This window comes from Streptomyces sp. NPDC031274 (assembly GCF_055570235.1).
Map to the genome: position 1 here is coordinate 17,711 of NZ_JBVIHP010000003.1, position 25,443 is coordinate 43,153.

The 25,443-nt window shown below is 69.7% G+C and carries 20 protein-coding genes, 1 tRNA gene and 1 pseudogene; 7 read left to right on the plus strand and 15 right to left on the minus strand.

Annotated elements, in window-relative coordinates; translation table 11 throughout:
• Positions 1-368: 368 nt before the first annotated feature.
• Both ACZ5CR_RS05715 and ACZ5CR_RS05720 read right to left on the minus strand, forming a co-directional pair.
• Positions 369-1,523 (minus strand): hypothetical protein, encoded by a 1,155-nt coding sequence (locus ACZ5CR_RS05715; RefSeq protein ID WP_468854772.1) that lies wholly within the window; start codon positions 1,521-1,523, stop codon positions 369-371.
• A complete protein-coding gene (locus tag ACZ5CR_RS05720) occupies positions 1,474-2,481 on the minus strand; it encodes a phosphatase PAP2 family protein (protein ID WP_468854773.1) in 1,008 nt (335 codons plus the stop codon). Before ACZ5CR_RS05720 ends, ACZ5CR_RS05715 begins: the two co-directional genes overlap by 50 nt.
• A gap of 280 nt (positions 2,482-2,761) precedes the next feature.
• Here ACZ5CR_RS05720 and ACZ5CR_RS05725 point away from each other — a divergent pair, with 280 nt between their 5' ends.
• Complete coding sequence (locus tag ACZ5CR_RS05725; protein ID WP_468853940.1) at positions 2,762-3,361, plus strand: histidine phosphatase family protein; 600 nt, start codon at positions 2,762-2,764, stop codon at positions 3,359-3,361.
• A 68-nt stretch (positions 3,362-3,429) separates the two neighbouring features.
• Here ACZ5CR_RS05725 and ACZ5CR_RS05730 read toward each other — a convergent pair whose 3' ends face one another.
• Positions 3,430-4,875, minus strand: a complete 1,446-nt coding sequence (locus ACZ5CR_RS05730; protein WP_468853942.1) for a tetratricopeptide repeat protein — start codon at positions 4,873-4,875, stop codon at positions 3,430-3,432.
• A 367-nt stretch (positions 4,876-5,242) separates the two neighbouring features.
• On the opposite strand from ACZ5CR_RS05730, the gene ACZ5CR_RS05735 reads away from it, so the two are divergent.
• Positions 5,243-5,665, plus strand: a complete 423-nt coding sequence (locus ACZ5CR_RS05735; RefSeq protein ID WP_468854776.1) for a hypothetical protein — start codon at positions 5,243-5,245, stop codon at positions 5,663-5,665.
• Between the two features lie 65 nt (positions 5,666-5,730).
• The gene (locus ACZ5CR_RS05740; RefSeq protein WP_468853945.1) at positions 5,731-6,591 is read left to right on the plus strand and encodes a spermidine synthase; all 861 of its coding nucleotides are present in this window, start codon (positions 5,731-5,733) and stop codon (positions 6,589-6,591) included.
• A gap of 133 nt (positions 6,592-6,724) precedes the next feature.
• Here ACZ5CR_RS05740 and ACZ5CR_RS05745 read toward each other — a convergent pair whose 3' ends face one another.
• On the minus strand, positions 6,725-7,258 hold the full coding sequence (locus tag ACZ5CR_RS05745) for a hypothetical protein (RefSeq protein ID WP_468853947.1): 534 nt from the start codon (positions 7,256-7,258) through the stop codon (positions 6,725-6,727).
• 77 nt (positions 7,259-7,335) lie between these two features.
• On the opposite strand from ACZ5CR_RS05745, the gene ACZ5CR_RS05750 reads away from it, so the two are divergent.
• The 3 genes and pseudogenes from ACZ5CR_RS05750 to ACZ5CR_RS05760 all read left to right on the plus strand — a co-directional run.
• Complete coding sequence (locus ACZ5CR_RS05750; RefSeq protein ID WP_468853950.1) at positions 7,336-8,025, plus strand: response regulator transcription factor; 690 nt, start codon at positions 7,336-7,338, stop codon at positions 8,023-8,025.
• Entirely contained in the window at positions 8,022-9,410 is a 1,389-nt protein-coding gene (locus ACZ5CR_RS05755) for a sensor histidine kinase (RefSeq protein WP_468853952.1), read from the plus strand. The genes ACZ5CR_RS05750 and ACZ5CR_RS05755 overlap by 4 nt, the downstream gene beginning before the upstream one ends.
• Before the next feature lie 302 nt (positions 9,411-9,712).
• A pseudogene (locus tag ACZ5CR_RS05760) lies at positions 9,713-10,600 on the plus strand (chitinase); the annotation flags it as partial.
• A gap of 113 nt (positions 10,601-10,713) precedes the next feature.
• Here the strand turns inward: ACZ5CR_RS05760 and ACZ5CR_RS05765 are convergent.
• From ACZ5CR_RS05765 to ACZ5CR_RS05795, 7 genes are all read right to left on the minus strand, one after another.
• Positions 10,714-12,363 (minus strand): bifunctional aspartate transaminase/aspartate 4-decarboxylase, encoded by a 1,650-nt coding sequence (locus ACZ5CR_RS05765; RefSeq protein WP_468853954.1) that lies wholly within the window; start codon positions 12,361-12,363, stop codon positions 10,714-10,716.
• A 53-nt stretch (positions 12,364-12,416) separates the two neighbouring features.
• The gene (gene aspT, locus ACZ5CR_RS05770) at positions 12,417-14,120 is read right to left on the minus strand and encodes an aspartate-alanine antiporter (RefSeq protein WP_468853955.1); all 1,704 of its coding nucleotides are present in this window, start codon (positions 14,118-14,120) and stop codon (positions 12,417-12,419) included.
• 48 nt (positions 14,121-14,168) lie between these two features.
• A complete protein-coding gene (aspT, locus tag ACZ5CR_RS05775; protein ID WP_468853957.1) occupies positions 14,169-15,848 on the minus strand; it encodes an aspartate-alanine antiporter in 1,680 nt (559 codons plus the stop codon).
• Positions 15,849-15,955: 107 nt separating this feature from the next.
• Positions 15,956-17,377: a GH1 family beta-glucosidase gene (locus ACZ5CR_RS05780; RefSeq protein ID WP_468853960.1), complete on the minus strand. Its 1,422-nt coding sequence runs from the start codon at positions 17,375-17,377 to the stop codon at positions 15,956-15,958.
• 212 nt (positions 17,378-17,589) lie between these two features.
• Positions 17,590-18,537, minus strand: coding sequence for a carbohydrate ABC transporter permease (locus ACZ5CR_RS05785; RefSeq protein ID WP_468853961.1), 948 nt, complete (start codon positions 18,535-18,537; stop codon positions 17,590-17,592).
• Positions 18,534-19,538: a carbohydrate ABC transporter permease gene (locus tag ACZ5CR_RS05790; protein ID WP_468853962.1), complete on the minus strand. Its 1,005-nt coding sequence runs from the start codon at positions 19,536-19,538 to the stop codon at positions 18,534-18,536. Before ACZ5CR_RS05790 ends, ACZ5CR_RS05785 begins: the two co-directional genes overlap by 4 nt.
• Before the next feature lie 5 nt (positions 19,539-19,543).
• Entirely contained in the window at positions 19,544-20,854 is a 1,311-nt protein-coding gene (locus tag ACZ5CR_RS05795; RefSeq protein ID WP_468853965.1) for an ABC transporter substrate-binding protein, read from the minus strand.
• A 349-nt stretch (positions 20,855-21,203) separates the two neighbouring features.
• Here ACZ5CR_RS05795 and ACZ5CR_RS05800 point away from each other — a divergent pair, with 349 nt between their 5' ends.
• Entirely contained in the window at positions 21,204-22,259 is a 1,056-nt protein-coding gene (locus ACZ5CR_RS05800; protein WP_468853966.1) for a LacI family DNA-binding transcriptional regulator, read from the plus strand.
• A gap of 153 nt (positions 22,260-22,412) precedes the next feature.
• On the opposite strand, the gene ACZ5CR_RS05805 is transcribed toward ACZ5CR_RS05800, so the two are convergent.
• The 4 genes from ACZ5CR_RS05805 to ACZ5CR_RS05820 form a co-directional block, all read right to left on the minus strand.
• Positions 22,413-22,485, minus strand: a tRNA-His gene (locus ACZ5CR_RS05805).
• A 247-nt stretch (positions 22,486-22,732) separates the two neighbouring features.
• Positions 22,733-23,335, minus strand: a complete 603-nt coding sequence (orn, locus tag ACZ5CR_RS05810; protein WP_468853967.1) for an oligoribonuclease — start codon at positions 23,333-23,335, stop codon at positions 22,733-22,735.
• Between the two features lie 10 nt (positions 23,336-23,345).
• A complete protein-coding gene (locus ACZ5CR_RS05815; RefSeq protein ID WP_468853969.1) occupies positions 23,346-24,581 on the minus strand; it encodes a helix-turn-helix domain-containing protein in 1,236 nt (411 codons plus the stop codon).
• A 450-nt stretch (positions 24,582-25,031) separates the two neighbouring features.
• Positions 25,032-25,304, minus strand: coding sequence for a hypothetical protein (locus ACZ5CR_RS05820; RefSeq protein WP_468854779.1), 273 nt, complete (start codon positions 25,302-25,304; stop codon positions 25,032-25,034).
• Positions 25,305-25,443 lie beyond the last annotated feature (139 nt).

Sequence of the window (25,443 nt, forward strand, 5' to 3'; positions counted from 1 at the left end):
TGCGCGGTGCGTCGGCGTCTGCGGGTGGTGGTCGGCTGCCTTGCCGTTTCGCGGCGGAGTTTTCCCGCCCACCCACCCGATCACCCGGCGACAGCCGGTGGCCGAAGGGCTCAGGGGCAGGGGAGTGGTCGAGAAGGGGAGGGCCGTTGCGTGGTGCGGCTCCGTTGCGCGGTGCGTCGGCGTCTGCGGGTGGTGGTCGGCTGCCTTGCCGTTTCGCGGCGGAGTTTTCCCGCCCACCCACCCGATCACCCGGCGACAGCCAGTCGCCGAAGGGCTCAGGGGTGGGTGAGCGGGGGAGCGGCGTGCGGCCGTCGTCGGACGGAGGTGCGGGCGGTGGTGCGTGCGATGTGGCGGCGTCACACCGGGGCTCAGCACGGCGTGCCCCCCGTCGTGCCCCCGCCCGAGGCGCCCGCGCCCGCCAACGCCTCTGTTCTCAGCGCCGCCGCCCTCCGCAACGCCGCCACCGCCGGGTCGGCCGCGTCGCCCGATGTGCCGTTGGCCGCGGAGAGGACCCCCGTCACCGTCGTCAGGCCGCCCAGTTCGCCCCGCAGCGCGCGGCCCAGGGCCGTCACCGCGTCCTGTTCGCGGGAGCGTTCGCGGCAGTGGAAGGCCAGTTCGCAGGCGGCCAGGCACTCGGGGGCGTATGTCGCGGGGACCGATTCGACCGCTGCCGTCAGGTCGGCCGCGGGGCGGGTCACGTCGAAGGTGGTGCCCTCAGGAAGCGCCGCCGCGATGTCCTCGATGCGGGTCAGGCGCGCCAACTGGCGCCTGGTCACCGAGATTTGTTTGCGTACGTCGATGGCCGACGCCGTCGGGAGGTTCGAGAAATCCTTGGGGCAGACCAGGAGCACGTGGTGCCGGACCTGGGGCGCGGGCTCCATGCGGGCCGCCACCCGCTCCAGCGCCAGTGCGTACACCGCGGCCTGGCGCGCCGCCGCGCCCACCTTCGCCGCGTCCGCCGAGCCGTCGATCATCGGGAAGGACTTGATCTCGACGACCGTCCAGGTGCCGTCGGGGTGGACCACCACCGCGTCCGGTTCGAGGAAGGCAGGTGTTCCGGCGACGTCGAGCGCCAGCATGGGGTGGTCCAGGAGGGTCCAGCCCTCCGTCGACGTCGCCTCGCGCAGCGCGAGCGAGGTGCGGGCCGCGCGTCCCTCGGGGCCCACCGCGGTGAGATCCGGCACGGACGACTCACCGGGCACCGGCTCAGGACCGCCCCCGAGCCTGCCGTGCACCAGACGCAGCAGCTCCGCACCGCCGTCCGCCTTGACCTTCGCCTCGAAGGCGTTGCCCCGCATGAACGCGAACTGCGACTGCCCGAAGGAGGCGGGGGAGCCGAGCGACTGCGCGAGCGTCGCCTTGTCCACGCCCGCGCCGTCGAGCAGCGCGCGCCTGTTGCACCCCGGATTCGCGGCGAGAGCCGCGAGGGCGCGTGCGTCGAGCGGCTGAGCGGGGACGTCAGGACCGCGCAGCTCAGCGAGACGCTGTCGCAGCGCTGTCCCCCGCGTCGGCGGATCGGGCACTCGACTCGACGCGTGGCTCGGCAGGCCGCTCGCGCGGCCGGGGAATTCGCTCACCTGTCGAAGTCTGGCACTCGGCACTGACAATTGAGGACTCTGGGGCGGATGAAGCCGACGGCGAGCCCGCGACGGACGCCGCGTTCGATCCGGCCACCACCCCCGACGACGGCCGCGCGACCGCAAGCGGCAGCCGCACCCTCGCCTTCACCCGGTCCGCGAGCCGCAGCACAGGCTGTACGAGGAGCAGGCCGACGCCCATCACCACGGCGCCCGCGACCGCGTCGAGGAAGTAGTGGTTCGCGGTGCCCATCACGACGATCGTGGTGATCAGCGGATAGCCCACCGCCGCGACCTTGGCCAGCGGCGAACGCCCGTGGCGCCACAGCATCACACCGCACCACAGCGCCCACCCCACGTGCAGGCTCGGCATCGCCGCGTACTGGTTGGTCATGCCGCCGAGCCCGCGCGGCGCACTCGCCTCGCCGCCCCACCAGCCGTAGTCGCTGTACTGCGCCATGGTGTCGACGAATCCGTGGCCCGCGCTCAGCAGGCGGGGCGGGCAGGTCGGCAGGAGCGTGAAGCCGACCAGGCCGATCAGAGTGGAAGTCATCAGCCACGCGCGTGCGGCACGGAACTGGACCGCGTGGCTGCGGAAGACCCAGACGAGGATCAGGGGCGTCACCACATAGTGCAGCGACGCGTACCAGAAGTCGGCGGGGACGCCTATCCAGGCATGCTCGGTGAAGAGACGGTTCAGCGGGCTCTCGGCGTTGAGGCGCAGGAACTTCTCCACGCGGAGAATGCCCACACCGTGGTCGACGGCGGTGGACACGTCGCCGCGCGCCAGCAGCCGTCCAGCGGAGTAGAGGGCGTACACCACCAGAATCAGCGGCAGCTCCGTCCACCAACGAAGCCGAAGCCCGCCGGTGCCCCCGCTGCCCGGCGTGTCCCTCTGCGGCATCCGGTCGTTCCCCCATCCGTTCTTGGTCATGCGGTGTTCGCCGCCGCCTCACTTTACGGCGTACGCGAAACCGCCCTGACGCGGTCCCCGGTCGTCTTAGACGCTGAGATCGTCTAGCGGGTTGCTCCTTGTGGGCACGGAAGATCGCGCTGTGGGCACGGATGATCGCGACATCGCGCGTGAGTGATGATGGAGGGTACGGACAGCTGTCTGTCCGCGGAAATCGCTCTATGACAGCTGATGGTCTCCACCGATGGCTGTCGGCTCGGAAAGGCTCGACATGGCACCGCGCATCCTGCTGGCCCGGCACGGACAGACCGAGTGGTCCCTGTCCGGGAAGCACACCGGCAGGACGGACATCCCGCTCCTGGAAGAGGGCCGCGACGGCGCGAAACTACTGGGTGACCGCCTGCACCGCACCCCCTTCGACGGCCTCCCGGACGTCGAGGTGCGCACAAGCCCCCTCTCCCGCGCGCGGGAGACCTGCGAGATCGCCGGCTTCGGGGACCGCGCCACCGTCTGGGACACGCTCATGGAGTGGGACTACGGCTCCTACGAGGGGATGACCCCGGCCGAGATCCAGGACGTACGCCCCGGCTGGTTCATCTGGCGCGACGGCGTCCCCGGGGGCGAGACCCTGGAACAGATCACCGCCCGCGCGGACGAGGTGGTGGACTGGGCGCGCAGCGCGGACCGCGATGTCCTGGTCTTCGCGCACGGGCACATCCTGCGGTCCATCGGCGCACGCTGGCTCGGCCTCGGCATCGACTTCGCCGCCCGCGTCCGCCTCAACCCGACCTCGATCTCCACCCTCGGCTGGGCCTACGGCGAACCGGCCGTCGAGTCGTGGAACGACACGGGGCACCTGTCGCAGCACTGACTGCCGTCTGCCGTCTGCCGTCTGCCGTCCACTGTCTGCTGCCACGTGGCGCAGTACTTACTGCCTGTCTATACGACCCTCGGCAACGAAGCATGCCGCTCCAGGAAGCCGCACACCCCCGAGGCCCGTCGGTGCGGAAGCAGCACCCGGGCCGTCGTGGCGAGCATCGACTGGATGCGCGACGACTGCACCTCGTCGAGGAGCCCGAGCACCCGCAGTCCCGCCGTCGCCGCCTCGTCCGGGCGGCCCGCTCGGGCCAGGTCGTCGGCGAGCTCGGCGGTGTAGAGGGCGATGTTCCGGGTGAACTGCGGGGTCTGCGCCGATGCCACGCTCACCGCGCGCCGTGCGTGCAGGGACGCCCGGTCCCACTCGCCGAGCGCCGACCAGCACTGCGCCTCGAGGCCCTCCAGCTCGGCGGGGCCGTAGAAGCTCATCCACTCCGGATCGGAGTCCGAAGGCCCGCGGTCGAAGAGGATGTGCGCGCGGGTCAGTGACTGCTCGCAGCCCAGCCGGTCGCCGAGCCCCGCCCAGCCTCCTGCCTCGCGCATCGCGAGGAGCGAGAGCAGCCGCGGCGACGAGAGGTGGCGGGCGGCGCGCGCCGCGGCCTGGGACGCCCGCACCGCCTCGCGGGGCCGCCCGGCGTCGCGCGCCAGGAAGGCCGTATTGCAGAAGGCGTGTGCTTCGAGAGCCGGATCGGCGGACATCCGGGCCGTCGCGAGAGCCTCCGCGTAGTGCGAGCGCGCGTCGTCGAACCGGCCCGAGTCGTGCGCGAGCCAGCCCACCGAGATCGCCAGTTCACCGGCGCCCGCGTGCAGCCGCTCCGCCGTCGACTGGCGGGTGGTGCCCGCGTCGAGCAGGGCGTACGCGGTCCGCAGCGGTGCGGAGGCGCGGCGGTAGAGGCCGTCCGCGCCGTGCCGGTCGTCCAGCAGCCGGATCTTTCGCACGGCGGCCTCGACCGCGCTCACCTCGGCCTCGCCCACCCGGCCGCCGCGCCCCGCGGCGGCCTCGGCCGGACTCTGGGCGGCGAGCCCGAAGGACCCCAAAGAGGCGGCGGCCACGGTGGCCGTGCCGCTCATGAATGCGCGGCGCCGCACGTCGTTCTCCTCGCTGTTCCGGATCTCGTACGGGTCGAACTCGTGTGCTTCGAGGCCGGAAAGGCCGGACGGTGAAGACTCATACGGATGGATCGTGGTGTGTGACACGGGCGCATCGGACTCGGCGCGCGCCCCCCGTCCGCGCACCGTGGACCGGGGCGCGAACCCCAGATCCGTGAGCGTCCGGCCGGGGAACATGTGCAGAAAGACCCGTTCGTACGCGTAGTTGGGGCAGCGGATCTCCCCTGCCTCGACGCGTCCGACGTAACGGGCGTCGCAGCTGACGCGCTCCCCGATGTCGCGAGCTGCTCTGCGGATCACGGCTGCGAACTCGCTCGGCGAGCGCTGACCGCGCAGTCGCCGGAAGCGGATGTTCGCCCATGGGGCTGGATTTGACGATGCCATCGGTGACGACGCCATGGCCTGACCCTCTCGTACGGATCGTGCCGGAGTGCGACGAATCCTGTGGATCCGGCGATGCTTCCCCCTGTTCCGGCGAAGCAAGAACGTACCCGGTCTGATAGGGACGGCACACGGACTTTGGCTACAAACCGGATATCTCACCCTTGATCTGCCATGAACTGCCATCCTTTGCGGCAGCATTACGCCGTAGCTATTGACGCCGTCCCGCGTTGAACCATGTGGAGAGGGAGCGACGTGGCTTCCGCCCTTGCGAGGAGGGGTCCCCTTGTTGGAGATCGACGTGGAGAACGACGCATCGCGGGCATCGCTGACGACGGCACGACACCTGCCGACCCAGGACCGCAGCGCACCACCACAGCAGGGCATCTGTCCCACGGAGTCCTTCAGCTCCTTCGAGTCCCGCGAGTCCTCCGAGTCCACGGAATTCTGCGATCTCGTCACCGTCCCGGCCCGCCAGGGTCTCGAAGCGGTCGATATCCTTCGCCGCGGCGCGGGTGACGCCGTCGGCCCCGTCCTGCACGACGGGGGGTGCGACACCCTCGGCTTCCTGGTGCCGCCCGGCACCGCCGACGCCTGGGACCTGCCGGGCAGCGCGTGTACGCAGACCTTCGGCCGCGGCGCCCGCCTGCACGCCGAGCCGGAGCCCGTCCCCCCGCCGCCCCCGGTCGCCGGGACGGGCTGGCTCCTTCCCCCCGACGAGACCGATCCGGTCACCGATCCGGCCGTCCTGCGGGCGGCGCTCGGCGTGGCGGCCCGCACGATCGAGGCCGCCGACAACTGCCGCTGAGCCCGTGACCGGGGGTGCTCCAAGGTCATCGGGCCGCGCCGTCCGCGTGCGCCGATAATGGTCCGATGGCAAGGAACAGGCGATCCCGGGAAGAGGCACAAGCCGTCGTCGAGAAGGTGGACGGCGGGCTCGCCGAGCTGATGCCCGACCGGGACAGGCCGCGCGCGTGGACGCTGCTCGTGGACGGCGCCCCGCAGTCACACGTCGACCTCGACGACCCGGCGTATCTCGACTTCGAGTACCAGCGCAGGCTCGGGCACGTCGCCGACCTGGTCGCGCCGCCCGGCAAGCCGATCCAGGCCCTGCACCTCGGCGGCGGCGCCTTCACCCTCGCCCGCTACATAGCCGCGACCCGCCCCCGCTCCACCCAGCAGATCATCGAGCGCGACACGTCACTCATCCAACTCGTCCGCCGCGAGCTGCCGTTGGACCCGCAGGCGCGTGTGCGGGTGCGCGGCACGGACGCCCGCGAAGGACTGGCGAAGATCGCGGACGGCTGGGCGGATCTCGTCATCGCCGACGTCTTCAGCGGCGCCCGTACGCCCGCGCACCTCACGAGCACCGAGTTCCTCGGGGACGTACGCAGGGTTCTGAAGCCCGGCGGGTACTACGCCGCGAACCTCGCCGACGGCCCTCCGCTCGCGCATCTGCGCGGCCAGCTCGCCACCGCCGCCACGCTCTTCCCCGAGCTCGCGCTGATCGCCGACCCGGCGGTACTGCGCGGCAAGCGATTCGGCAACGCGGTGCTCGTCGGCTCCGACCGGTCGCTGCCGATCGCCGAGCTGACCCGGCGCAGTGCCGGGGACTCCCATCCGGCGCGGGTCGAGCACGGCCGGGCGCTCGTCGACTTCAGCGGGGGAGCGGCGGCGGTCACGGACGCGAGCGCGGTGGCGTCGCCGGCGCCGCCACCGTCGGTGTTCCGCTGAGGACACTTCGCGTGGGAGGACACTTCGCGGGGGAGGGCACTTCCGATGTGAGGACGTTTCGGGCGTGAGGACGCCTTCGCCGGGGTTCTCAGCCGAGTTTTTTCAACTCTGGGTCTTCTGCTGAACCAACCGGTCAGTACTCGTTGATTTCTACCGCCGGGGCGTGGTCGTGCCACGTGCAGAACACCGAGACCTTCTCGGCGCCCGACGTGAACTCCACCCGGATCCAGGTGTCCTGCTTCCACACCTGCACCGACCAGCCCGCCGCCGGGGTCGCCGAGACCAGCGTCGCGGAGTTCTTGCCGAGGTCGAAGACGACCCGGCCGCCGTCGGAGGAGTAGCTCTTCACGTTGCCGGGTGTGGAAGCGGGCGTGGAGGGGGCGCTCGGCTTGCCTGTCCTGGTCTTGGAAGGCTTGCCCTCGGGGGGCTTCGAGGGATTCTTCGACGCTTGCTTCGACTTCGACGGGGAGGGGGTCGGCGTCGGGTCCGGGCGGTGCGTGGAGGAGGAGAGCGGCTCCGCCCGGTCGCCGTCGGCGGCCAGGGGGACGGCACGCGGCGGGTCGTACGCGGTGCCCGCCATGACCGTGTGGACGCCCCACCAGGAGAGCGTGACCGCCGCTCCCGTGGCCAGCGACCAAGCTATTGCGTGTATGAGTCCTCTGCGCATCGCGAGCCATACTGCACCACAGGGGCCGCCGCTGTCCCAGGCGACCGTGATCGCTCGTATGGCGTACGGTGCCGCCCATGGCAAGTGTGCTCGTCGTCGAGGATGACCAGTTCGTACGCTCCGCTCTCATCCGGCATCTGACCGAGGCATCGCACACCGTGCGCAGCGTCGGCACGGCCCTCGAGGCGCTGCGCGAGGTGGCCCATTTCCGTTTCGACGTGGTGATCCTGGACCTCGGCCTGCCCGATCTCGACGGTTCCGAGGCGCTGAAGATGCTGCGCGGGATCACCGACGTTCCCGTCATCATCGCCACCGCGCGTGACGACGAGACCGAGATCGTCAGGCTCCTGAACGACGGCGCCGACGACTACCTGACCAAGCCGTTCTCCGTCGAGCATCTGTCGGCCCGGATGGCCGCCGTCCTGCGCCGCTCGCGCGCCGCGGCGGACGAGGCGCCGCCGAGCCGGGAGATACGGGTCGGCGGGCTCGCCATAGACCCGCTGCGGCGCCAGGCGGAGCTGGACGGGGCGCGGCTCGATCTGACGAGGCGCGAGTTCGACCTGCTCGCCTTCCTCGCCGGGCGCCCCGGTGTCGTCGTACCCCGCAAGGAACTGCTCGCCGAGGTGTGGCAGCAGAGCTACGGGGACGACCAGACCATCGACGTACATCTCTCTTGGCTGCGCAGGAAGTTGGGCGAGACGGCTGCCAGGCCGCGCTATCTGCACACGCTGCGGGGTGTCGGCGTCAAGCTGGAGCCACCGCTGTGAGGTGGGCACTCGTCAAGGTGTGCTTGGCCGTCACGACGATGGTCGTGGTGGCCTTCGCGGTACCGCTCGGCCTTGTCATCCAGGAGATGGCACGGGACCGGGCCTTCTCCAACGCCGAGCGGCACGCGGCCGGCATGGGTCCCACGCTCTCCATCACCACCGACCGGGATCAGCTGACGCGGGCCGTCGCCACGTCCGAGGCGGGCGGCGAGGGGCGGATGGCGGTGTACGTGCCCGCCATCGACAAGGCGCCCGCCCTGGAGATCGGCGACCGGCGGGCGGACGCGCACGCGGTGGAGACCACGCGCAAGGAGGGCCGGGCGCGGACGGCGACGGTCGACGGCGGCTTCGCCCTCCTCCAGCCGATGGCGCTGAGCTCCACCCAGATCGCCGTGGTCGAGATCTTCGTGCCCGAGGGCGCGGTCAGCAACGGCGTGACCACGGCGTGGCTGGTCCTTGCGGGTGTCGGCGTCGCGCTGATCATCGGGTCCGTGGCGGTGGCGGACCGGCTCGGCGTACGTATGGTGCAGCCCGCCAAGCGGCTCGTGGGGGCGGCGCGGTCCCTGGGGGAGGGGAAGCTGGGTTCGAGGGTCGCGGAGGAAGGCCCGACGGAACTGCGCCTGGCCGCCGTGGCGTTCAACTCGATGGCGGACCAGGTGGTGCAACTCCTGGCGAACGAGCGGGAGTTGGCGGCTGACCTCTCCCACCGCCTGCGCACCCCACTGACGGTGCTGCGGCTGAACGCGGCCTCCCTCGGGGACGGCCCCGCGGCCGAGCAGACCCGTATCGCGGTGGAGAAGCTGGAACGCGAGGTCGACACGATCATCCGCACCGCCCGCGACGCCAAGCCGCAGACCGTCGCGGTCGGCCCCGGCGCCGGCTGCGACGCCTCCGAGGTGATCCAGGAGCGCATGGCCTTCTGGTCGGCGCTCGCGGAGGACGAGGGGCGTGAGGTGCGGGTCGCGGGGGTGGAACGCCCGGTATGGATACCGGTGCCCCGCCCCGAACTCGTCGCCTCCCTGGACGCGTTGCTGGGCAACGTCTTCCGGCACACGCGCGAGGGGTCGGCGTTCGCGGTGGACGTGCACAGCGGGGAGGACGCGGTGATCGTGCTCGTCTCGGACGCGGGGGCGGGGATCGCCGATCCTGAGGCGGCGTTGGCGCGGGGCGCGGGGTCGGGGGCCGACGGGTCCACTGGCCTGGGGCTCGACATCGTGCGTCAGCTCGCGGAGTCGTCCGGTGGGGATGTCCGCATCGGGCGGTCCGTGCTCGGCGGCACGGAGGTCCGGATCTGGATCCAGCTGGACGGGCGTCGGCCTGTCGCCGGGGGGCGGGGGCACGGGGGGTCCGTACGCCGCCGGAAGCGCGTCCCTGGCGTGCGGTGACCTTTAACCGGCCCCGATCGCTCCCTTAAGCGCACCCTAAGATCCGGTGCAGAGCCCCAATTGCCCGCAATGTCGTGCCCTCGCGAGGCTAACGTGCTGACGCACCCCCACCCCCGTACAGCTAAGGCAGGCACGCGATGAGCAGCACGCATCGGCGCACGGTGAGCACCAAGTCCAAGGTCATGGGCGGCCTCGCCGCCGTCGCCCTCGTCGGCGGCGGCGCCTTCGCCTTCTCCGGGACGGCGCTGGCCAGCAAGGCTCCCGCCGAGTCCGCCGCGCCCACCGCGAAGGCCGAGGGCAACGCCAAGTTCGCCCCGTTCGTGGACACTTCACTCGCTCCCGCGTACGACCTCGTCGACACCGCGACCAAGACCGGCGTCAAGGAGTTCAACCTCGCCTTCATCACCTCCGGCGGCAGCTGCGAGCCCCTGTGGGGCGGCGTCACCGGGCTCGACGACGACAAGGTCGCCTCGCAGATCGGCGACCTGCGGGCCAAGGGCGGCGACGTACGCGTGTCCTTCGGCGGGGCCGCCGGCTCCGAGCTCGGCCTCAAGTGCGACAGCGCCGACGCGCTGGCCAAGGCGTACGGCAAGGTCATCGACAAGTACAAGCTGACGAAGGTCGACTTCGACATCGAGGGCGGCGCCCTTCCCGACACCGCCGCCAACACCCGTCGCGCGCAGGCCATCGCGCAGCTGCAGAAGGACCACGCGGGCCTGGACGTCTCGTTCACGCTGCCCGTCATGCCCGAGGGCCTGACCCAGCCGGGCGTCGACCTCGTCGCCGACGCGAAGAAGAACGGCGTGAAGGTCTCCGCCGTCAACATCATGGCGATGGACTACGGGCCCTCCTACAGCGGTGACATGGGCCAGTACGCCATAGACGCCGCGACCGCCACGCAGAAGCAGATCAAGGGCGCCCTCGACCTCTCCGACGAGGCCGCCTGGAAGGCCGTCGCGGTCACCCCGATGATCGGCGTGAACGACGTCGCCACCGAGGTCTTCAAGGTCGACGACGCCACGCAGCTGGTGAAGTTCGCCGAGGAGAAGGGCATCGGCTGGCTGGCGATGTGGTCCTCGACCCGCGACAAGGCCTGTGAGGGCGGCGCGGGCAACAGCGCGCAGCCGACCTGTTCGTCGATCGAGCAGGAGCCGCTCGCCTTCACGAAGGCCTTCGGCGCCTACAAGTAGGTCCCCAAGAGTCCCAAAGACCACAAGGCCCCCTGAACCACCGCCCCCCACGGCGCCTCGACCGGCACCCCACATCCCCCCCACCCGGTCGGGGCGCCCACCTCTTTCCCGCACTACCCCTTGGCCGCCTTCCACTCCGACGCGTAGTCGTTGAAGATCGCCCGCAGATGGTGCCCGATCTTCAGGTAGTCGAGGTCGTCCAGGTTGGCGAGCGACACCCGCACCGACCACTCGGGCCCCTCGAACCCGCCCCCGTTCAGGAGCACCACGTGGGTCTGCTCGGCGAGGCGGAACAGCGGGTCGACCGGCTCGTAGCTCTTCTCCAGGAAGTCGGCGAAGTCCTTGCCGTGGACGCGTTCCGCCTCGGCGAGCAGGTCCAGCTCGATGTAGTAACCGGCCCGCTCGGGGTCGTCCGAGATCTTCATCCCGGCGCCCTCCAGGAGCAGTTCGAGCCGCTGCCGCACGATCGAGCGGATGCGCAGCTTGTACGCCTGCCCCTCCTCCAGCATGTCGAAGAGGGAGAAGAGGACCATCATCGTCTGCTGGGGGAGCGAGAGGCCCGAGGTGTGGTTCAGGGCCACCTGGCGCGAGTCCGCGACGAGGCGGTCGATGAACTTGATCTTCTCCGGCTCAAGGGTCAGCGTCCCGTACCGCTTGGCGAGCCGGTCCTTCTCCGTCTGCGGGAGCGCCGCGATCAGCTCGTCGATGACGTTGTCGTCGTTCAGGCCGATGACCCCGAGCCGCCAGCCGGTGCAGCCGTAGTGCTTGGAGTACGAGTAGACCAGCAGCGTGTTGCGCGGCAGGTCGGCGGCGATGGAGCGGAAGCCCTCGACGAACGTGCCGTACACGTCGTCCGTCACGATCAGCAGGTTCGGGTTCGACGTGGCGACGATCTGCTTGATCTGGTCCGCGACCCGCTGACTCAGCGCCAGTGAGGGCGGGTTGGAGGGGTTGACCAGGCAGACCATCTTGATGCCGGGGTCCGCCAGCTTCGCCACCTCCTCCTGCGGATAGCGCCACTCCCGTACGCCCGCCTCGGCGAACATGCTGGCCTGGACGTACGTCACGTCGAACTCGTACGTGTCGAGCTCGGGAATCTCCACGTACGGCGTGAACACCGGCACCATCAGGGCGATCTTGTCGCCCTTGCGCAGGATGCCGTTCTTCATGAGCGAGTCGAAGATGTAGCACATCGCGGCCGTGCCGCCCTCGGTGGCGAACAGGCTCAGATTGCCCGCCGGGGGCCTGTGGTCGAACATCTCGTCGGCGACGTAGCCGCGCACGATCTGCTCGGCGTGCTTCATCATCCGGTCGGGCACGGGGTAGTTGTCGCCGACCGAGCAGTCCGTCAGCTCATGGATGAAGTCGTCCCTGTCGAAGCCGAAGCGCTCGACGGCGTACGCGACGCAGCTCTGGAGCAGCTCGATGCCGGGCAGGTCGGGGTGCTGCCGTACGAAGGTGTCGAAGCGGGCGCCCGATCCCGTCTTCTCCGGCATGCCGCCGAGGTTGTCGGCGGTCCAGACGCGGCGGGACTCGGAGAGGGCGAAGTAGCCGAGCGCGTAGAACGCCTCGCGAGGCCCTGTGGCAACCCAGTTGGGGTTGCCGCGGCCCGCGTTGAGCATCTGCGCGCTTGACTTCTCCTTCTGGCCCGGCTTGTCGGCCTGCACCGCCTGGGCGATCTGGATGAACTTGTCCTTCAGCTCGAACGGGCTGAGCTGCGCGAACGACTGGATTTCCTCGCGGGTGAAGGTGGTCTTGGGCACGGCTCGTTCCTCACATGCGGGCGGATGTTCAGGGGTCGGGGGTCGGGCGGGGTTCAGTGGTGGAGCAGGACGACGACCGCGCCCCAGATGGTCAGGAGCACGTTGCCGACGGCGTACGGAATCGTGTAGCCGAGCGTCGGGATCTGGGACCGTGACGTCTCGTTGATCGCGCCGATCGCCGCGGTGGTCGTCTGGCCGCCCGCGAGGACTCCCATCAGGATCGGGAAGCGGATCTTCTGTACGTGGTGGCCGAAGAGGAAGCCGACGATCAACGGGATCACCGTGGCGATCGCGCCGAAGAGGAGCAGACCCCAGCCCGCCGTCGACAGACCGGAGGTGAAGCTCGGGCCCGCGTTGATGCCGACGACCGCGACGAAGAGGCAGAGCCCGAGGGTGTCCATGAACCACTGGGCGCCGGGCGGGACGTTCCCGTACGTCGGGTACTTGCCGCGGATCCAGCCGAAGACCAGACCCATGATCAGCGCACCCCCGGACGTGGAGAGCGAGATCGGCACACCGCCCGCGGTCAGTGCCGGGATGCCGATGCAGCCGCCGAGGAAGATGCCGAGGCCCACCCAGATCATGTCGGTGGCGAACGACGTCGGCACGGGCTTGCCGAGCTCCTTGCCCGCCGGGTCCACCAGGCGTTTGGGTCCGGTGAGGATCAGGGTGTCGCCGCGCTCCAGCTTCGTGGTGAGGCGGTAGGGGAACTCGGCGCCGGAGCGGTACAGCTTGTCGACGTAGACGCCGACCATGAACGGCTCGCGGCGCACGTCACCGATGCTCCGGCCGAGTTGGGCCTTCTCCGAGGCGACGACGTGCAGGGACTCGGTCTGGTAGCCGAGGAGTTCGACGTCATCGGTCTCGCCGCCGATGTGCGTGCGCGGGTCGAACTCGACGAGCGAGCCGCGCAGCGCGCTCAGCGCGACGACATCGCCCTCGCGCAGCGCGGTCCGCTGGTCGTGGTCGAGGATGTTCCCGTCCCTGCGTACGCGGGTGATGTAGACCCGGCGGCCCAGCTCGCGCTGCTGGTTCTCGAAGTCCTCGATGGTGCGTCCCGCGAGGTCGGGGCGCTGGATGGTGTAGGCGCGCAGGACCACCTCGTAGTAGCCGTCGGCCAGGTCGGGGTTGTCGCCTGGTGTGTCCAACTCCTTGGCCAGGGCGGCGGATTCGGCCGCGAGATCCTTGCGGTAGAGCTTCGGCAGGACGTTGGCGAGCAGCATCGCGCAGAGGATCGTGCCCAGGGGGTACGTCACCGCGTACCCGATGGCGACCAGGTTCGACTCGCTCTTGACCTGCGCGGAGCTGAGCCCCGGCAGATTGGAGATCGCGTCGCCCGCGACACCGATGACGGCGGACTGGGTGAGCGCCCCGCCGAGCAGACCGGCCGAGAGCCCGGGACCGTATCCGAGCATCGCGGCGAAGCCCCAGCAGACGAGCAGCCCTGTCACACAGACCACGACCGCGTTGAGCACCTGCGGAAGGCCGTCCTTCTTCAGCCCGCGGAAGAACTGCGGGCCGACCTTGTAGCCGAGGGCGAAGAGGAACATCGTGAAGAAGAGGTTCTTCACCGTCCCGTCGATCTCGACCTTGAACTGCGCCCCGAGGAGCAGCCCCGCGATGAGGCAGCCGGTGACCGCGCCGAGCCCGATCGCCCTGTAGCGCAGCTTCCCGAAGAGGAAACCGATCGCCACGGTGATGAAGACGAGCAGCTCGGGGTGGGGCTGGAAGATGTTCCGGTTGAGGAAGTCGATCATTTTCTACGCTCCGGGTGCGCCGCTTCGGATGATGCCGAGTACGCCGCTTCAGGTGCCGAGCACGCCGACGAGGATCGGTCCGGTCAGCGGGAGCAGGAAGTTCGAGAGGGCGTAAGTGATCGTGTAGCCGAGCAGCGGGACCGAGCTCTGGGCCACCTGGGTGACGGAGGTGATCGCCGGGGTCGAGCACTGCTGGCCCGCGATGGCGCCGATGAGGAGCGGTTTCTCGATCTTCAGGAGTCTGCGGCCGATGAACAGCGAGATCGTCGCGGGTACGAGGACCATCGCGATCCCGGCGAACGGAAGGAGCGCCCCGTACTGCTTGAGCAGCGGCCAGGCCTGTGGTCCCGAGACGAGCCCCGTACACGCGATGAAGATCGCCAGGCCCATGTCCTTGAGGGTGTTGGCGGCCTGCGGCGGGAACGCTCCGAAGGTCTGCCTGCGCGAGCGGAACCAGCCGAAGAGCAGCCCGGAGACCAGACAGCCGCCGCCCGTGCCGAGCGACATCGGCACGTCGCCGAAGTGCACGACGACCTGCCCGAGCAGCGAACCGGCCGCGATGCCGAGCCCCAGATAGATGAAGTCGGTGGCGTCGTTCTTGACGACCGCGCCGATCCGCGCGACCAGCCTGTTCAGGCCGGAGCGCGCGCCCACCAGGGTGAGCACGTCACCGCGCCGCACGGTGGTGCCCCCGTCGGCGGGCAGATGCTGATCACCGCGCAGTACGTCGGTGACGTACACGCCGTCCTTGATGAACTCGGGGTGCGCGCGCTGCATCGCGTCCACGCTCATGCCGTCCATCGACTTCTCGGTGACGGCGACCTGGGCGGTGGCGAGCGGGGTGTCGACGCCGGGGATGCCCGGGGTCTCGGTGCCGATAAGGCGTCCCGCCTCGATGGCATTGGCGCGGCGGCCGACGACGAGGACCAGGTCGGAGAGGGTCAGGGCGAGATCGGGGCGGGGCGTCAGGGTCTTGCTGCCGCGCTTGACGGCCTCGACGGTGATCCGCCCTTCGAGCTCGGACTCCAGATCGCCCACGGTCCTGCCGTCGGCCGTCGTCACCAGATAGGTGCGGCCGACCATGCCGGGCAGGGCTTCCCGCTCGTCGGACTCCAGGCCGTCGCCCGAGCCGCGCATCTTCTCCCACAGCTCGCGCGAGGCGTCCCGCAGGTTGATGCGCAGCATCATCGGCATGATCTGGCTGGTGTAGAGCACGATGGTGATCAGGCCGAAGAGATAGCAGACCGTGTACGCGGTGGCGACGTGCCCCTGGTACTGGGTGATCTGGTCCGGGGTGAGGCCGTCGAGCTTGCCGATGGCCTCGGTCGCCGTGCCGACGACGGCCGACTCGGTGGCCGCGCCCGCCAGGATGCCCGACGCGGTGCCGACGTCCAGGTCGAAGGCCTTGGCGAGGCCGAGTGCGATGCCCAGGACGCAGACGAGCTCGATCGCGCAGAGCGCGAAGAAGCGCAGGCTCTCGCGGTTGAGGTTGGAGAAGAACTGGGGGCCCGCGAGATAGCCGAGCGCGAAGATGAAGAGCGCGAAGAAGATCGTCTTGACGTCGTCGGAGACGACGACCTCGGCCCAGGCGCCGAGCAGCAGCGAGACGATCAGGGTGCCGCAGATGCCGCCGAGGGTGATGGGGCCGACGCGCACCTTGCCGACCAGGTAGCCCAGGGCGAGGCAGACGAACAGTGCGAACTCGGGGTGATCACGGAGTACGCCCACCGGCGCTCACCGTGCCTGATCAGTTGCGTTATGTGGCATATGGGAAACCTAAGGAGCCGAGCGGCGGGCTGCCACTCGGCTCCTCAGGGCGTGCTGCCGGGGGCGGGTCAGCCCGCGGCGCCCTCCCGCGGCAGCTCACCGGCGGCCGCCACCGCCGCGTACCAGTGGGCGCTGGACTTCGGGACGCGGGCCTGCGTCTCGTAGTCGACGTACACCGCGCCGAAGCGCTTGCTGTAGCCGTACGACCATTCGAAGTTGTCCATGAGGGACCAGAGGTAGTAGCCGCGGACGTCGGCGCCGTCCGTGATGGCCCGGCGGACGGCGGCCAGGTGGCCGTGGAGGTAGGCGATGCGCTCCGGGTCGTGGACGCGGCCCTCAGCGTCGGGCTTGTCGTCGTAGGCGGCGCCGTTCTCGGTGACGTACAGCGGGAGGCCCGGCGCCTCCCGGGTGTAGCGCATGATCAAGTCGTGCAGCCCCGTCGGGTCGATGGTCCAGCCCATCTCGGTGCGGTCGCCCGGCGTCTGGTGGAAGGCCACGTCGTCGGAGCCGGGCCACGGGGAGTGCTCGCTGGCGCCGTGTCCGTCGTTGCGCTCGCTCGCCGGGCCGTCCTCGGCGGCCGAGACGAGGGCGGGCGTGTAGTAGTTGAGGCCGAGCGCGTCCAGCGGCTGGTGGGCGGTGGCCAGGTCGCCGTCCTGCACGAAGGACCAGTCGGTGACGCGGGCCGTGTCGGTGAGCAGGTCCGCCGGGTAGGCGCCGTGCAGCATCGGGCCGTGGAAGACGCCGTTGGCGAGGTTGTCGATGCGGCGGCGGGCGTCCTGGTCCTGCGGACTCTCCGAAACCGCCCTGACGACGGAGGAGTTGAGGCTCACCGCGATGCGGGCGCGGGCCGGAAGGGCGGCGCGCAGCGCCTGCGTACCCAGTCCGTGCGCGAGGTTGAGGTGGTGCGCGGCTTGTAGCGCTGCCGCCGGGTCGGTGCGGCCGGGGGCGTGCACGCCGGAGCCGTAGCCCAGGAAGGCGCTGCACCACGGCTCGTTCAGGGTGATCCACGACTCGACCCGGTCGCCGAGCGCCTCGGCCACGAAGCCCGCGTACTCGGCGAACCGGTACGCGGTCTCCCGCGCCGGCCAGCCGCCCGCGTCCTCCAGCTCCTGCGGCAGATCCCAGTGGTAGAGGGTCAGGGCGGGCTTGATGCCCTTGGCGAGCAGCTCGTCGACGAGCCGCCGGTAGAAGTCGAGGCCGCGCTGGACGGCGGGGCCTCGCCCGGTGGGCTGCACCCGCGACCAGGAGACGGAGAACCGGTAGGCGTCAAGACCGAGGTCCGCCATGAGCGCCACGTCGTCGCGGTAGCGGTGGAAGTGCTCGACGGCGACGTCACCGGTCTCGCCGTCGAACGTCTTGCCGGGCGTGTGACTGAAGGTGTCCCAGATGGAGGGGGTGCGGCCGTCTTCGCGTACGGCGCCCTCGATCTGGTAAGCGGACGTGGCCGCGCCCCAGAGGAAGTCGGCCGGAAAGGTGAGGGGTTCGGGCATGGAAGCGCTCCCATCGGAGGGGGGGAAGAGAGAAGAAGACAGGTGAAGCAAGAGGGGGCGGACGGCCAGGGCCGAGGTGGCGGCGGCTCGACCCTGGCGGGAGAGGGATACGGCAGGCGGAGAGGGGTCCTGGCCTGTGACGGCCCATGGCGCTGATGACGGCTGATGACGGCTGATGACCGCCGAGGACCGCCGATGGCGGCCGATGGTGGCTAGCCCTTGACCGCTCCCTGCATGATGCCGCTCACGATCTGCTTTCCGAACAGGACGAACGCCAGGAGCAGCGGCAGAGTGCCGAGCAGCGCGCCCGCCATGATCACCGCCCGGTCCGGGATGTAGCCCGTGCCGAGGGAGTTGAGCGCCACCTGCACGGTGGGGTTCGACTGGTTGAGGGCGATGATCGGCCAGAGGAAGTCGTTCCAGGCCATGACGAACGTGAGCAGCCCGAGGACCGCCATCGCGGGCCGCGCCGCCGGGAACACCACGTGCCAGATGATGCGCAGGCTGCTCGCCCCGTCCATCCGGGCCGCCTCGATGAGCTCGCTCGGCAGCGCCTGGAGCAGGAACTGCCGCATGAAGAACACCCCGAAGGCGCTCACGAACGTCGGCAGGATCACCGCCTGGAGCTGGTTGGTCCACTGAAGATCGGCGATCCACAGATAGAGCGGTACGACACTCAGCTGCGGCGGCACCATCATCGTGCCGATCGTCAGGAGCAGCAGCAGACCGCTGAACTTGAACTTCAGCTTGGCGAAGGCGAATCCGGCGATCGTGGAGAACAGGACGGTGCCGATGGTGATGCTGCCCGCCACGATCGTGGTGTTGAGCATCGCGTCACCCAGGCTCGCCTCCGTCCAGGCCCGCTCCAGGTTCTTGAAGAGGTTCCCGCCGAACCACAGGGGCGGCGGTGTCTGGGCGAGCCTGCCGCTCGTGCGCGAGGCCGCGATCGCCGTCCAGATCAGCGGTGCGAGCGAGACGGCCATGAACAACGCGAGAACGACGTAGGTCACGGGCCCCGCGTGCATGGTGCGACCGGCCTTGAGCCCCAGGGGGCGGCCCGACTTCGGGCCCTTGGCGCGGGCCGCCTTCGGGCTCGCGACCGGATCGGTCTCCGGGGCCGCGGCGACGTCGGTCGTCGGGCCCGTGGTGCGGGACTTCATTGGGCCTTCCTCAGACGTCGGGCGATCAGCAGATTGACCGCGGCGATGAGCAGCAGGATCACGAGCATCAGCCAGGCGACGGCGGAAGCCCTGCCCAGATGGCCGTTGATCCAGCCCTGGTCGTACAGATAGAGACCCAGCGTCTGGAACTGGTGGTCGGCGCCACCCTTGGACCCGGACGTGCCACCGAAGAGGAGTGGCTCACCGAAGAGCTGGGTCGCCCCGATGGTGGAGACGACCACGGTGAACAGGATCGTCGGCCGCAGCATCGGGATGGTCACGTGCCGGAACTGCTGCCAGCGCGAGGCGCCGTCGAGCGAGGCCGACTCGTACAGGTCGTACGGCACGGCCTGCATCGCCGCCAGGTAGATCAGCGCGTTGTAGCCGGTCCACCGCCAGATGACGATCGACGACACCGCGAACTGCGAACCCCACGACGATTCACGCCAGTTGACCGCGTCGATGCCGACGGACCCGATGATCCAGTTGACCATGCCGCCGTCCCACGCGAAGAGCAGCGTGAAGACCAGCGAGGCACTCGCCACCGACGTGGCGTACGGAGCGAGCATCGCGACCCGCCACAGGGTGGAGCCGCGCAGCTTGTAGTTGAGCAGGTGCGCGACGCCGAGCGCGATGGCGAGCTGGGGGATGGTGGAGATGATGCCGATGGTGAAGGTGTTGCCGAGCGCGTTCCAGAAGTAGTCGCTCTGCAGCAGGTTGGTGTAGTTGTCCAGGCCCAGCCAGGTGCTGTCGTCGAGGTTGGTCAGCTCCAGGCGGTGCAGCGAGGCCCAGCCGGTGTAGAGCAGCGGGAAGAGCCCGAAGGCGCCGAAGAAGAGGAAGAACGGGGCGACGAAGACGTACGGCGACGCCTTTATGTCCCAGCGGTACAGGCGACTGCGCCACGAGGACGTGGGGGAGCCCTTGCGGGTCCCGGACGCGGCCGGGGCCGCGTCCCCCTCACCGGGGGACGCGGACTCGGCGTACTCAGCGGTCTCGGACATGCGCGTCACTGTCCCAGAACATCCTTGATCTCCTTCTGCGCGGCCTCCCAGCCCTCAGCCGGAGACTTGCCCTGCTGCTCCACCTGGAGCACACCGATGTCCGTGATGGACTGGCCGATCTGGGCGTCCTTCAGGCCGTAGATGGCCGAGGGGGTGTTCTTCGCGATGTCGGCGTAGATCTCCGTGATGGGCGCGTCGTTGAAGTACGCCTTGGTCGCGGGCGACGGCTTCAGCGTGTCGTACGCCGACGGGGTGGACGGGAAGCTCGCCTGCTTCGCGAAGACCTTCGAGAGCTGCTCGGGCTGGGTCAGCCAGACGGCGAGCTCGGTCGCCTCCTTCTTGTGCTTGCCCGCGCTCGGCACGCCCAGGAACGTTCCGCCCCAGTTGCCGTCGGTGGGCGCCTTGGCCATGTCCCACTGGCCCTTGCCCTCCGGGCCCGTCTTCTCCTGGATGTAGCCGGCCATCCACGCGGGGCAGGCCACGGTGGCGAACTTGGCGTTGGCGAAGCCCTGGTCCCACGTCGGGTCGAACTGCTTGAGCTTGGACGACATGTCGCCCTTCGCGACCTTCATCGCCGCGTCCCAGGCGTCCTTGCGGCCCTGGCTGTCCTCGTAGATCTCCTTGCCGCCCTTGTCGTAGTAGCGCTCTTTCGCACCGGCGAAGACGGCGTTGTAGACACTGGAGGCGGAGTCGACGAACTTGGTCCCATCGGGGGCCTTCTTCATGTACTTGTCGCCGAGCGCGACGTACTTGTTCCAGTCACCGCCCCACGCCTTGGCGAGCTCCTCGCGGTCGGTGGGAAGACCGGCCTTCTTGAAGAGGTCCTTGCGGTAACAGAGCGCCGTCGGGCCGATGTCGACGCCGAGGCCGACCGTCTTGCCGTCGTCGGTGGTGGCCTGCTTCCACTTCCAGTCGAGATACGTGGACTTGTCCACGCCCTCGGCCTTGCTCAGGTCCTCGAACTTGGCGCCCTGGGTCTTGACGACCTCGGTGATGTTGCTGACCTCTATGGCCGCGACGTCGTTGACACCGGCGCCGGACTGGAGCTGGGTGAGGAGCTTCGGGTAATAGGCGTCGTTGCGCTCGATCACGTTCTCTTTGATCTTGATGTTCGGGTGCGACTTCTCGTACTCGTCGTAGAGACCTGCTTGCTTCAGGCCAAGGACACCGAAGGTGCCCACGTTGAGCGTGACCTTGCCGTCGCTGCCCCCCGAGCCTTCGTCGTCGCTGGAACAACCGGCCAGCAGGCTTGTGGCCAGCGCGGTCACGGTCGCGAAGGCCACCAGCCGACCGGGTCGGCGGGAAATCGTGCGCATTACGTCCTCCTGTTGCCTGACGTGCCGACCCCCCGGCCAACTGCACTTCTTGCCCCGTTGATCTGACTCTGCGGCTCGGGTGGGGAACGTGCGGGATGTGTACGTGTCAGGTACTGTGGGAGCGCTCCCACAAGTGATGAGTTGAAGAGTCGTGGCTGGGAGCGGGGGTGTCAAGAGACCGGACATAGAGATATGTCTTCAGTTATCGGGCTGTTACTCGGGCGGCGACTCGGGTGCCACTCGGGCTGGTACGAGGACGCTCGCGCGTTCGGCCCATCCGCCCGGCGATGATCAGGCTGTTACATTCCTCTACATTCCTCGCCGGGGGAAGTGCGACGGGAGGCGGACAATGGCAGCTCACGGTGCGCGTAGCCGCAGTGGCGGGCGACCGACCCTGGAGGAGGTCGCCGCCAGGGCGGGAGTAGGCCGCGGGACGGTCTCCCGGGTGATCAACGGATCGCCGCGGGTGAGCGAGGCGACCCGGACGGCGGTCGAGGCCGCCGTCGCGGAACTCGGTTACGTCCCGAACACGGCGGCCCGCGCGCTGGCCGCCAACCGCACGAACGCCATCGCCCTCGTCGTGCCCGAGCCGGAGACCCGCTTCTTCGCCGAGCCGTACTTCTCCGACGTGCTGCGCGGGGTCGGCGCCGAGCTCGGCGAGACGGAGATGCAGCTCCTCCTGATCTTCGCCGGGAACGACCGCAGGCGTCAGCGCCTGGCCCAGTACCTCGCGGCCCACCGCGTCGACGGCGTCCTCCTGGTCTCGGTCCACGCCGACGACCCGCTGCCCGACCTCCTGACCCAGCTGGAGATCCCCGCGGTGATCAGCGGCCGCCGCTCGGCCGACGAGGCGCTGCCCTCGGTCGACTCCGACAACTTCGCCGGGGCGCACTCGGCGGTGGAGCACCTCCTGGGGCGCGGACGCACCTGCATAGCCACCATCACGGGGCGCCTGGACGTCTACGGCGCCCAGCGCCGCCTCGACGGCTACCGCGCCGCCCTGACGGACGCGGGCCGCCCGGTGGACGAGCGGCTCATCGCCGCCGGCGACTTCACGGAGGAGGGTGGCCGCCGGGCGATGTCGGAGCTGCTCGAAGCCTGCCCCGGGGTGGACGCGGTGTTCGCGGGCTCCGACGTGATGGCCGCGGGTGCCCGCCAGGTCCTGCGCGAGGCCGGGCGCCGCATACCCGACGACGTGGCGCTCGTCGGCTTCGACGACTCGGCGATCGCCCGCCACATGGACCCGCCGCTGACGAGCGTGCGCCAGCCCATCGAGGAGATGGGCCGGGCGATGATCGATCTGCTGCTCGCCGAGATCGCGGACGACCGCCCCGCGTCCGCCCGGCGCCTGGAACACCGCCAACTGGTGCTTCCGACGGAACTGGTGGAGCGGGCGTCGTCCTGAGCGGCCACCGGGCGGCTCCGCGGGACGACGGACGGGCCGCCGACGCGGGAGGCGACCGACGGCCCGGCGCCCCGGTGTCCGATTACGGGAGCGGCAATTGCGGACGGCATGCGAAAGGGCCCCGGTTCCTGAGAACCGGGGCCCTTTCTTCAGGGTGAGTGACGGGACTTGAACCCGCGGCCACCTGGACCACAACCAGGTGCTCTACCAACTGAGCTACACCCACCATGTCCGGTCGTTTTTCTTTCTTCTGACCGGCCGAGAAAAAGTGTACAGGGTCCGAAGGGGTGCTCGCGCACGCGTTTTCCGGACCCTGCACGAGGGATGGCTACCGGGGCGGACGTCACACGGATTTCCGTGCGGCTGGGCTCCGGATGGGTATCGGCTTCCGCCCGGCTGTCCGCGGCTGGAGGTCCGGGGGTCGCCCCCCGAGAGATACAGCCCGGACCCCGTACAGAAGGGTTCCGCGGAGGCTACTCCGTGGGCAGCACGTACTTGGCCGCGATGGTTTTCGCGGTGTCGGAGTCCGGGCCCGGCTGCGGCACGAAGACCGCCTCGCGGTAGTACCGCAGCTCGGCGATGGATTCGCGGATGTCCGCGAGGGCCCGGTGGTTGCCGTTCTTGTCCGGGCTGTTGAAGTACGCCCGGGGGTACCACCGCCGGGCGAGCTCCTTGATCGAGGAGACGTCGACGATGCGGTAGTGGAGGAACTCCTCCAGCGTCCGCATGTCGCGCAGCAGGAAGCCCCGGTCGGTACCGACCGAGTTCCCGCAGAGCGGAGCCTTGCGGGGCTCCTTGACGTGCTCACGTACGTACGCCAGGACCTGCTCCTCGGCGTCGGCCAGCGTCGTGCCCGATGCCAGCTCGTCGAGGAGCCCCGAGGTGGTGTGCATTTTGCGCACCACCTCGGGCATGGTCTCCAGCGCCGCGTCCGGCGGGCGGATCACGATGTCCACACCTTCACCGAGCACGTTCAGTTCCGAGTCGGTGACCAGTGCGGCCACCTCGATAAGTGCGTCATCCGTCAACGAGAGCCCGGTCATCTCGCAGTCGATCCACACCATGCGATCGTTCATGCGTCTTACCCTACGGCGCGCTCCTCTGGCCGGGCAGTGGTTGTCGCCCTGGCGCGTACGCATCCGAGTACGGCTTTCCCGGATCCGTCGACAGTGAGGTCGACGGGGCGAACGCACTCGCGGCCGCCGTACGCCGGGTCTGCGACGGGACAGGACCGCTCTCCGCGTTCAGTGTCGCCGTGGTGGGAACGGGCGCCGGGGATTCCAGCAAGGCCCGCTCACCCCCCTGCGGCCTGCGGGCGCGGTAAGCGGCCCGGTAGGCGGCCGGCGACGAGCCCAGCTGGCGGCGGAAGTGCCCGCGCAGGGCCACCGGCGAACGGAATCCGCAGCGGCCCGCGACCTCGTCGACGGAGTAGTCGGAGGTCTCGAGCAGCCGCTGTGCCTGCAGTACGCGCTGAGTGATCAGCCACTGCAGGGGAGCGCTCCCGGTGAGCGAGCGGAACCTGCGGTCGAACGTGCGCCTGCTCATGTAAGCGCGCGCGGCCAGGGTCTCCACGTCGAACTGCTCGTGGAGATGCTCCAGGGCCCAGGCGACGACCTCGGCGAGCGGGTCGGCGCCGATCTCCTCAGGTAAAGACCTGTCGAGATAGCGCTCCTGGCCGCCGGCCCTGCGCGGAGGCACCACGAGCCTGCGGGCGAGCGCGCCCGCCGCTTCGTTGCCGTGGTCCGTCCGCACGATGTGCAGGCACAGATCAATTCCGGCCGCGGTCCCCGCGCTCGTGAGCACGTCTCCGTCGTCGACGAAGAGCTCACGCGGGTCCACATGGACGGACGGATAGCGCTTGGCCAGCGTCGGTGCGTACATCCAGTGCGTGGTCGCCGGACGGCCGTCGAGCAGACCGGCCGCCGCGAGCACGAAAGCTCCGGTGCACAGCCCCACGATGCGGGCGCCCTCTTCGTGCGCGCGGCGCAACGCGTCGAGTGCCTCCGGCGGTGGCGGCGATGTGATCGACCGCCAGGCCGGCACCACGACGGTGCCCGCGCGTCCTATCGCCTCCAGGCCATGCGGCGCGGTGAGTTCGAGCCCCCCGGTCGTACGCAGCGGGCCGTCCTCACCGGCGCAGACCAGCAGCCGGTACCGGGGAACCCCGGCGTCCTGCCGGTCGATCCCGAACACGGAGAGCGGTATGGAACTCTCGAAGATGGGGCCACCGCTGAACAGCAGCACCGCGACAATCTCCCTGCGGCGGCGTCCGGAAAGCTTCCGCGACGCGGCTTCTTGCACGGCAGTGGAGTCGTGGCTCATGGTGCTAAGCCCCCCTCGGTCGTCGCGGCTCCCTGTTCTTGGCCTTTTCTGTTTTTGCTCCGTTTTCTACGGTCTCTGCGTTCCCGGCGCTCTTGGCGTTCCTGTCGGACCTGTCGCTCCTGCACGTTTCCCCTCGGTCCTCCACCAGTCCCCCGCCGTAATACAGTCATGATCGAATCTACTGTGTCCTGTGCTGCCGGGGTGACCAGTTAAGGACCCGGCACTATGTCGACATGGCAACTTGGCGTGAAGCAGTCGATCACGAAGCGTTGCACTCACGGGCGTTGCTGGGAAGTGCGCCTCACCTCCGTGGCCGGTCCCCATAGGGTTCAGACGGCCTCTGTACGCCTTTCAGCCCTGGTGGGACCAGGGTTGGGTACCCCTTCGGCCAAGGAATGCATGGCCATAGGAAGTTGGCTGAAAAGCAACGGGGGAGTACGTACGAATCGGTCAGCCCTCCGGCGTAGACCCACCAGCATGCCGACCGCCCCTGTGCGCCCCCGAGCCCGCCCGCCCGTGCCGTCCGCGACGGTCGTCGCCCCGCTCCTCGATCAGTCGCGCGGACCCTCGCTCGGACTGCCGCAGCAGCAGCCGGCAGACCCCCGTCACGGCCACAAGACCGAGGGCGGACCCGGCGGCTCCGGCCAGCGACGTCCCATAGCCCACAAGGACCACGGGGACCAGGACGCAGCTGAACGCGGCCCAGCGCACGACATCGGTCACGGAGTCCTGCGCGGGGGTGGGGGGTGTTTCCTCGGCGCGCGGCGCCGGAACGCCCCCGCGCGGGCGTTCGTGCGCCCCCTGCGGCGGGCGTCGGTGGCTCCGCAGTGTGACGTGTGAGTCCGTCGTGACCTGTGAGGAC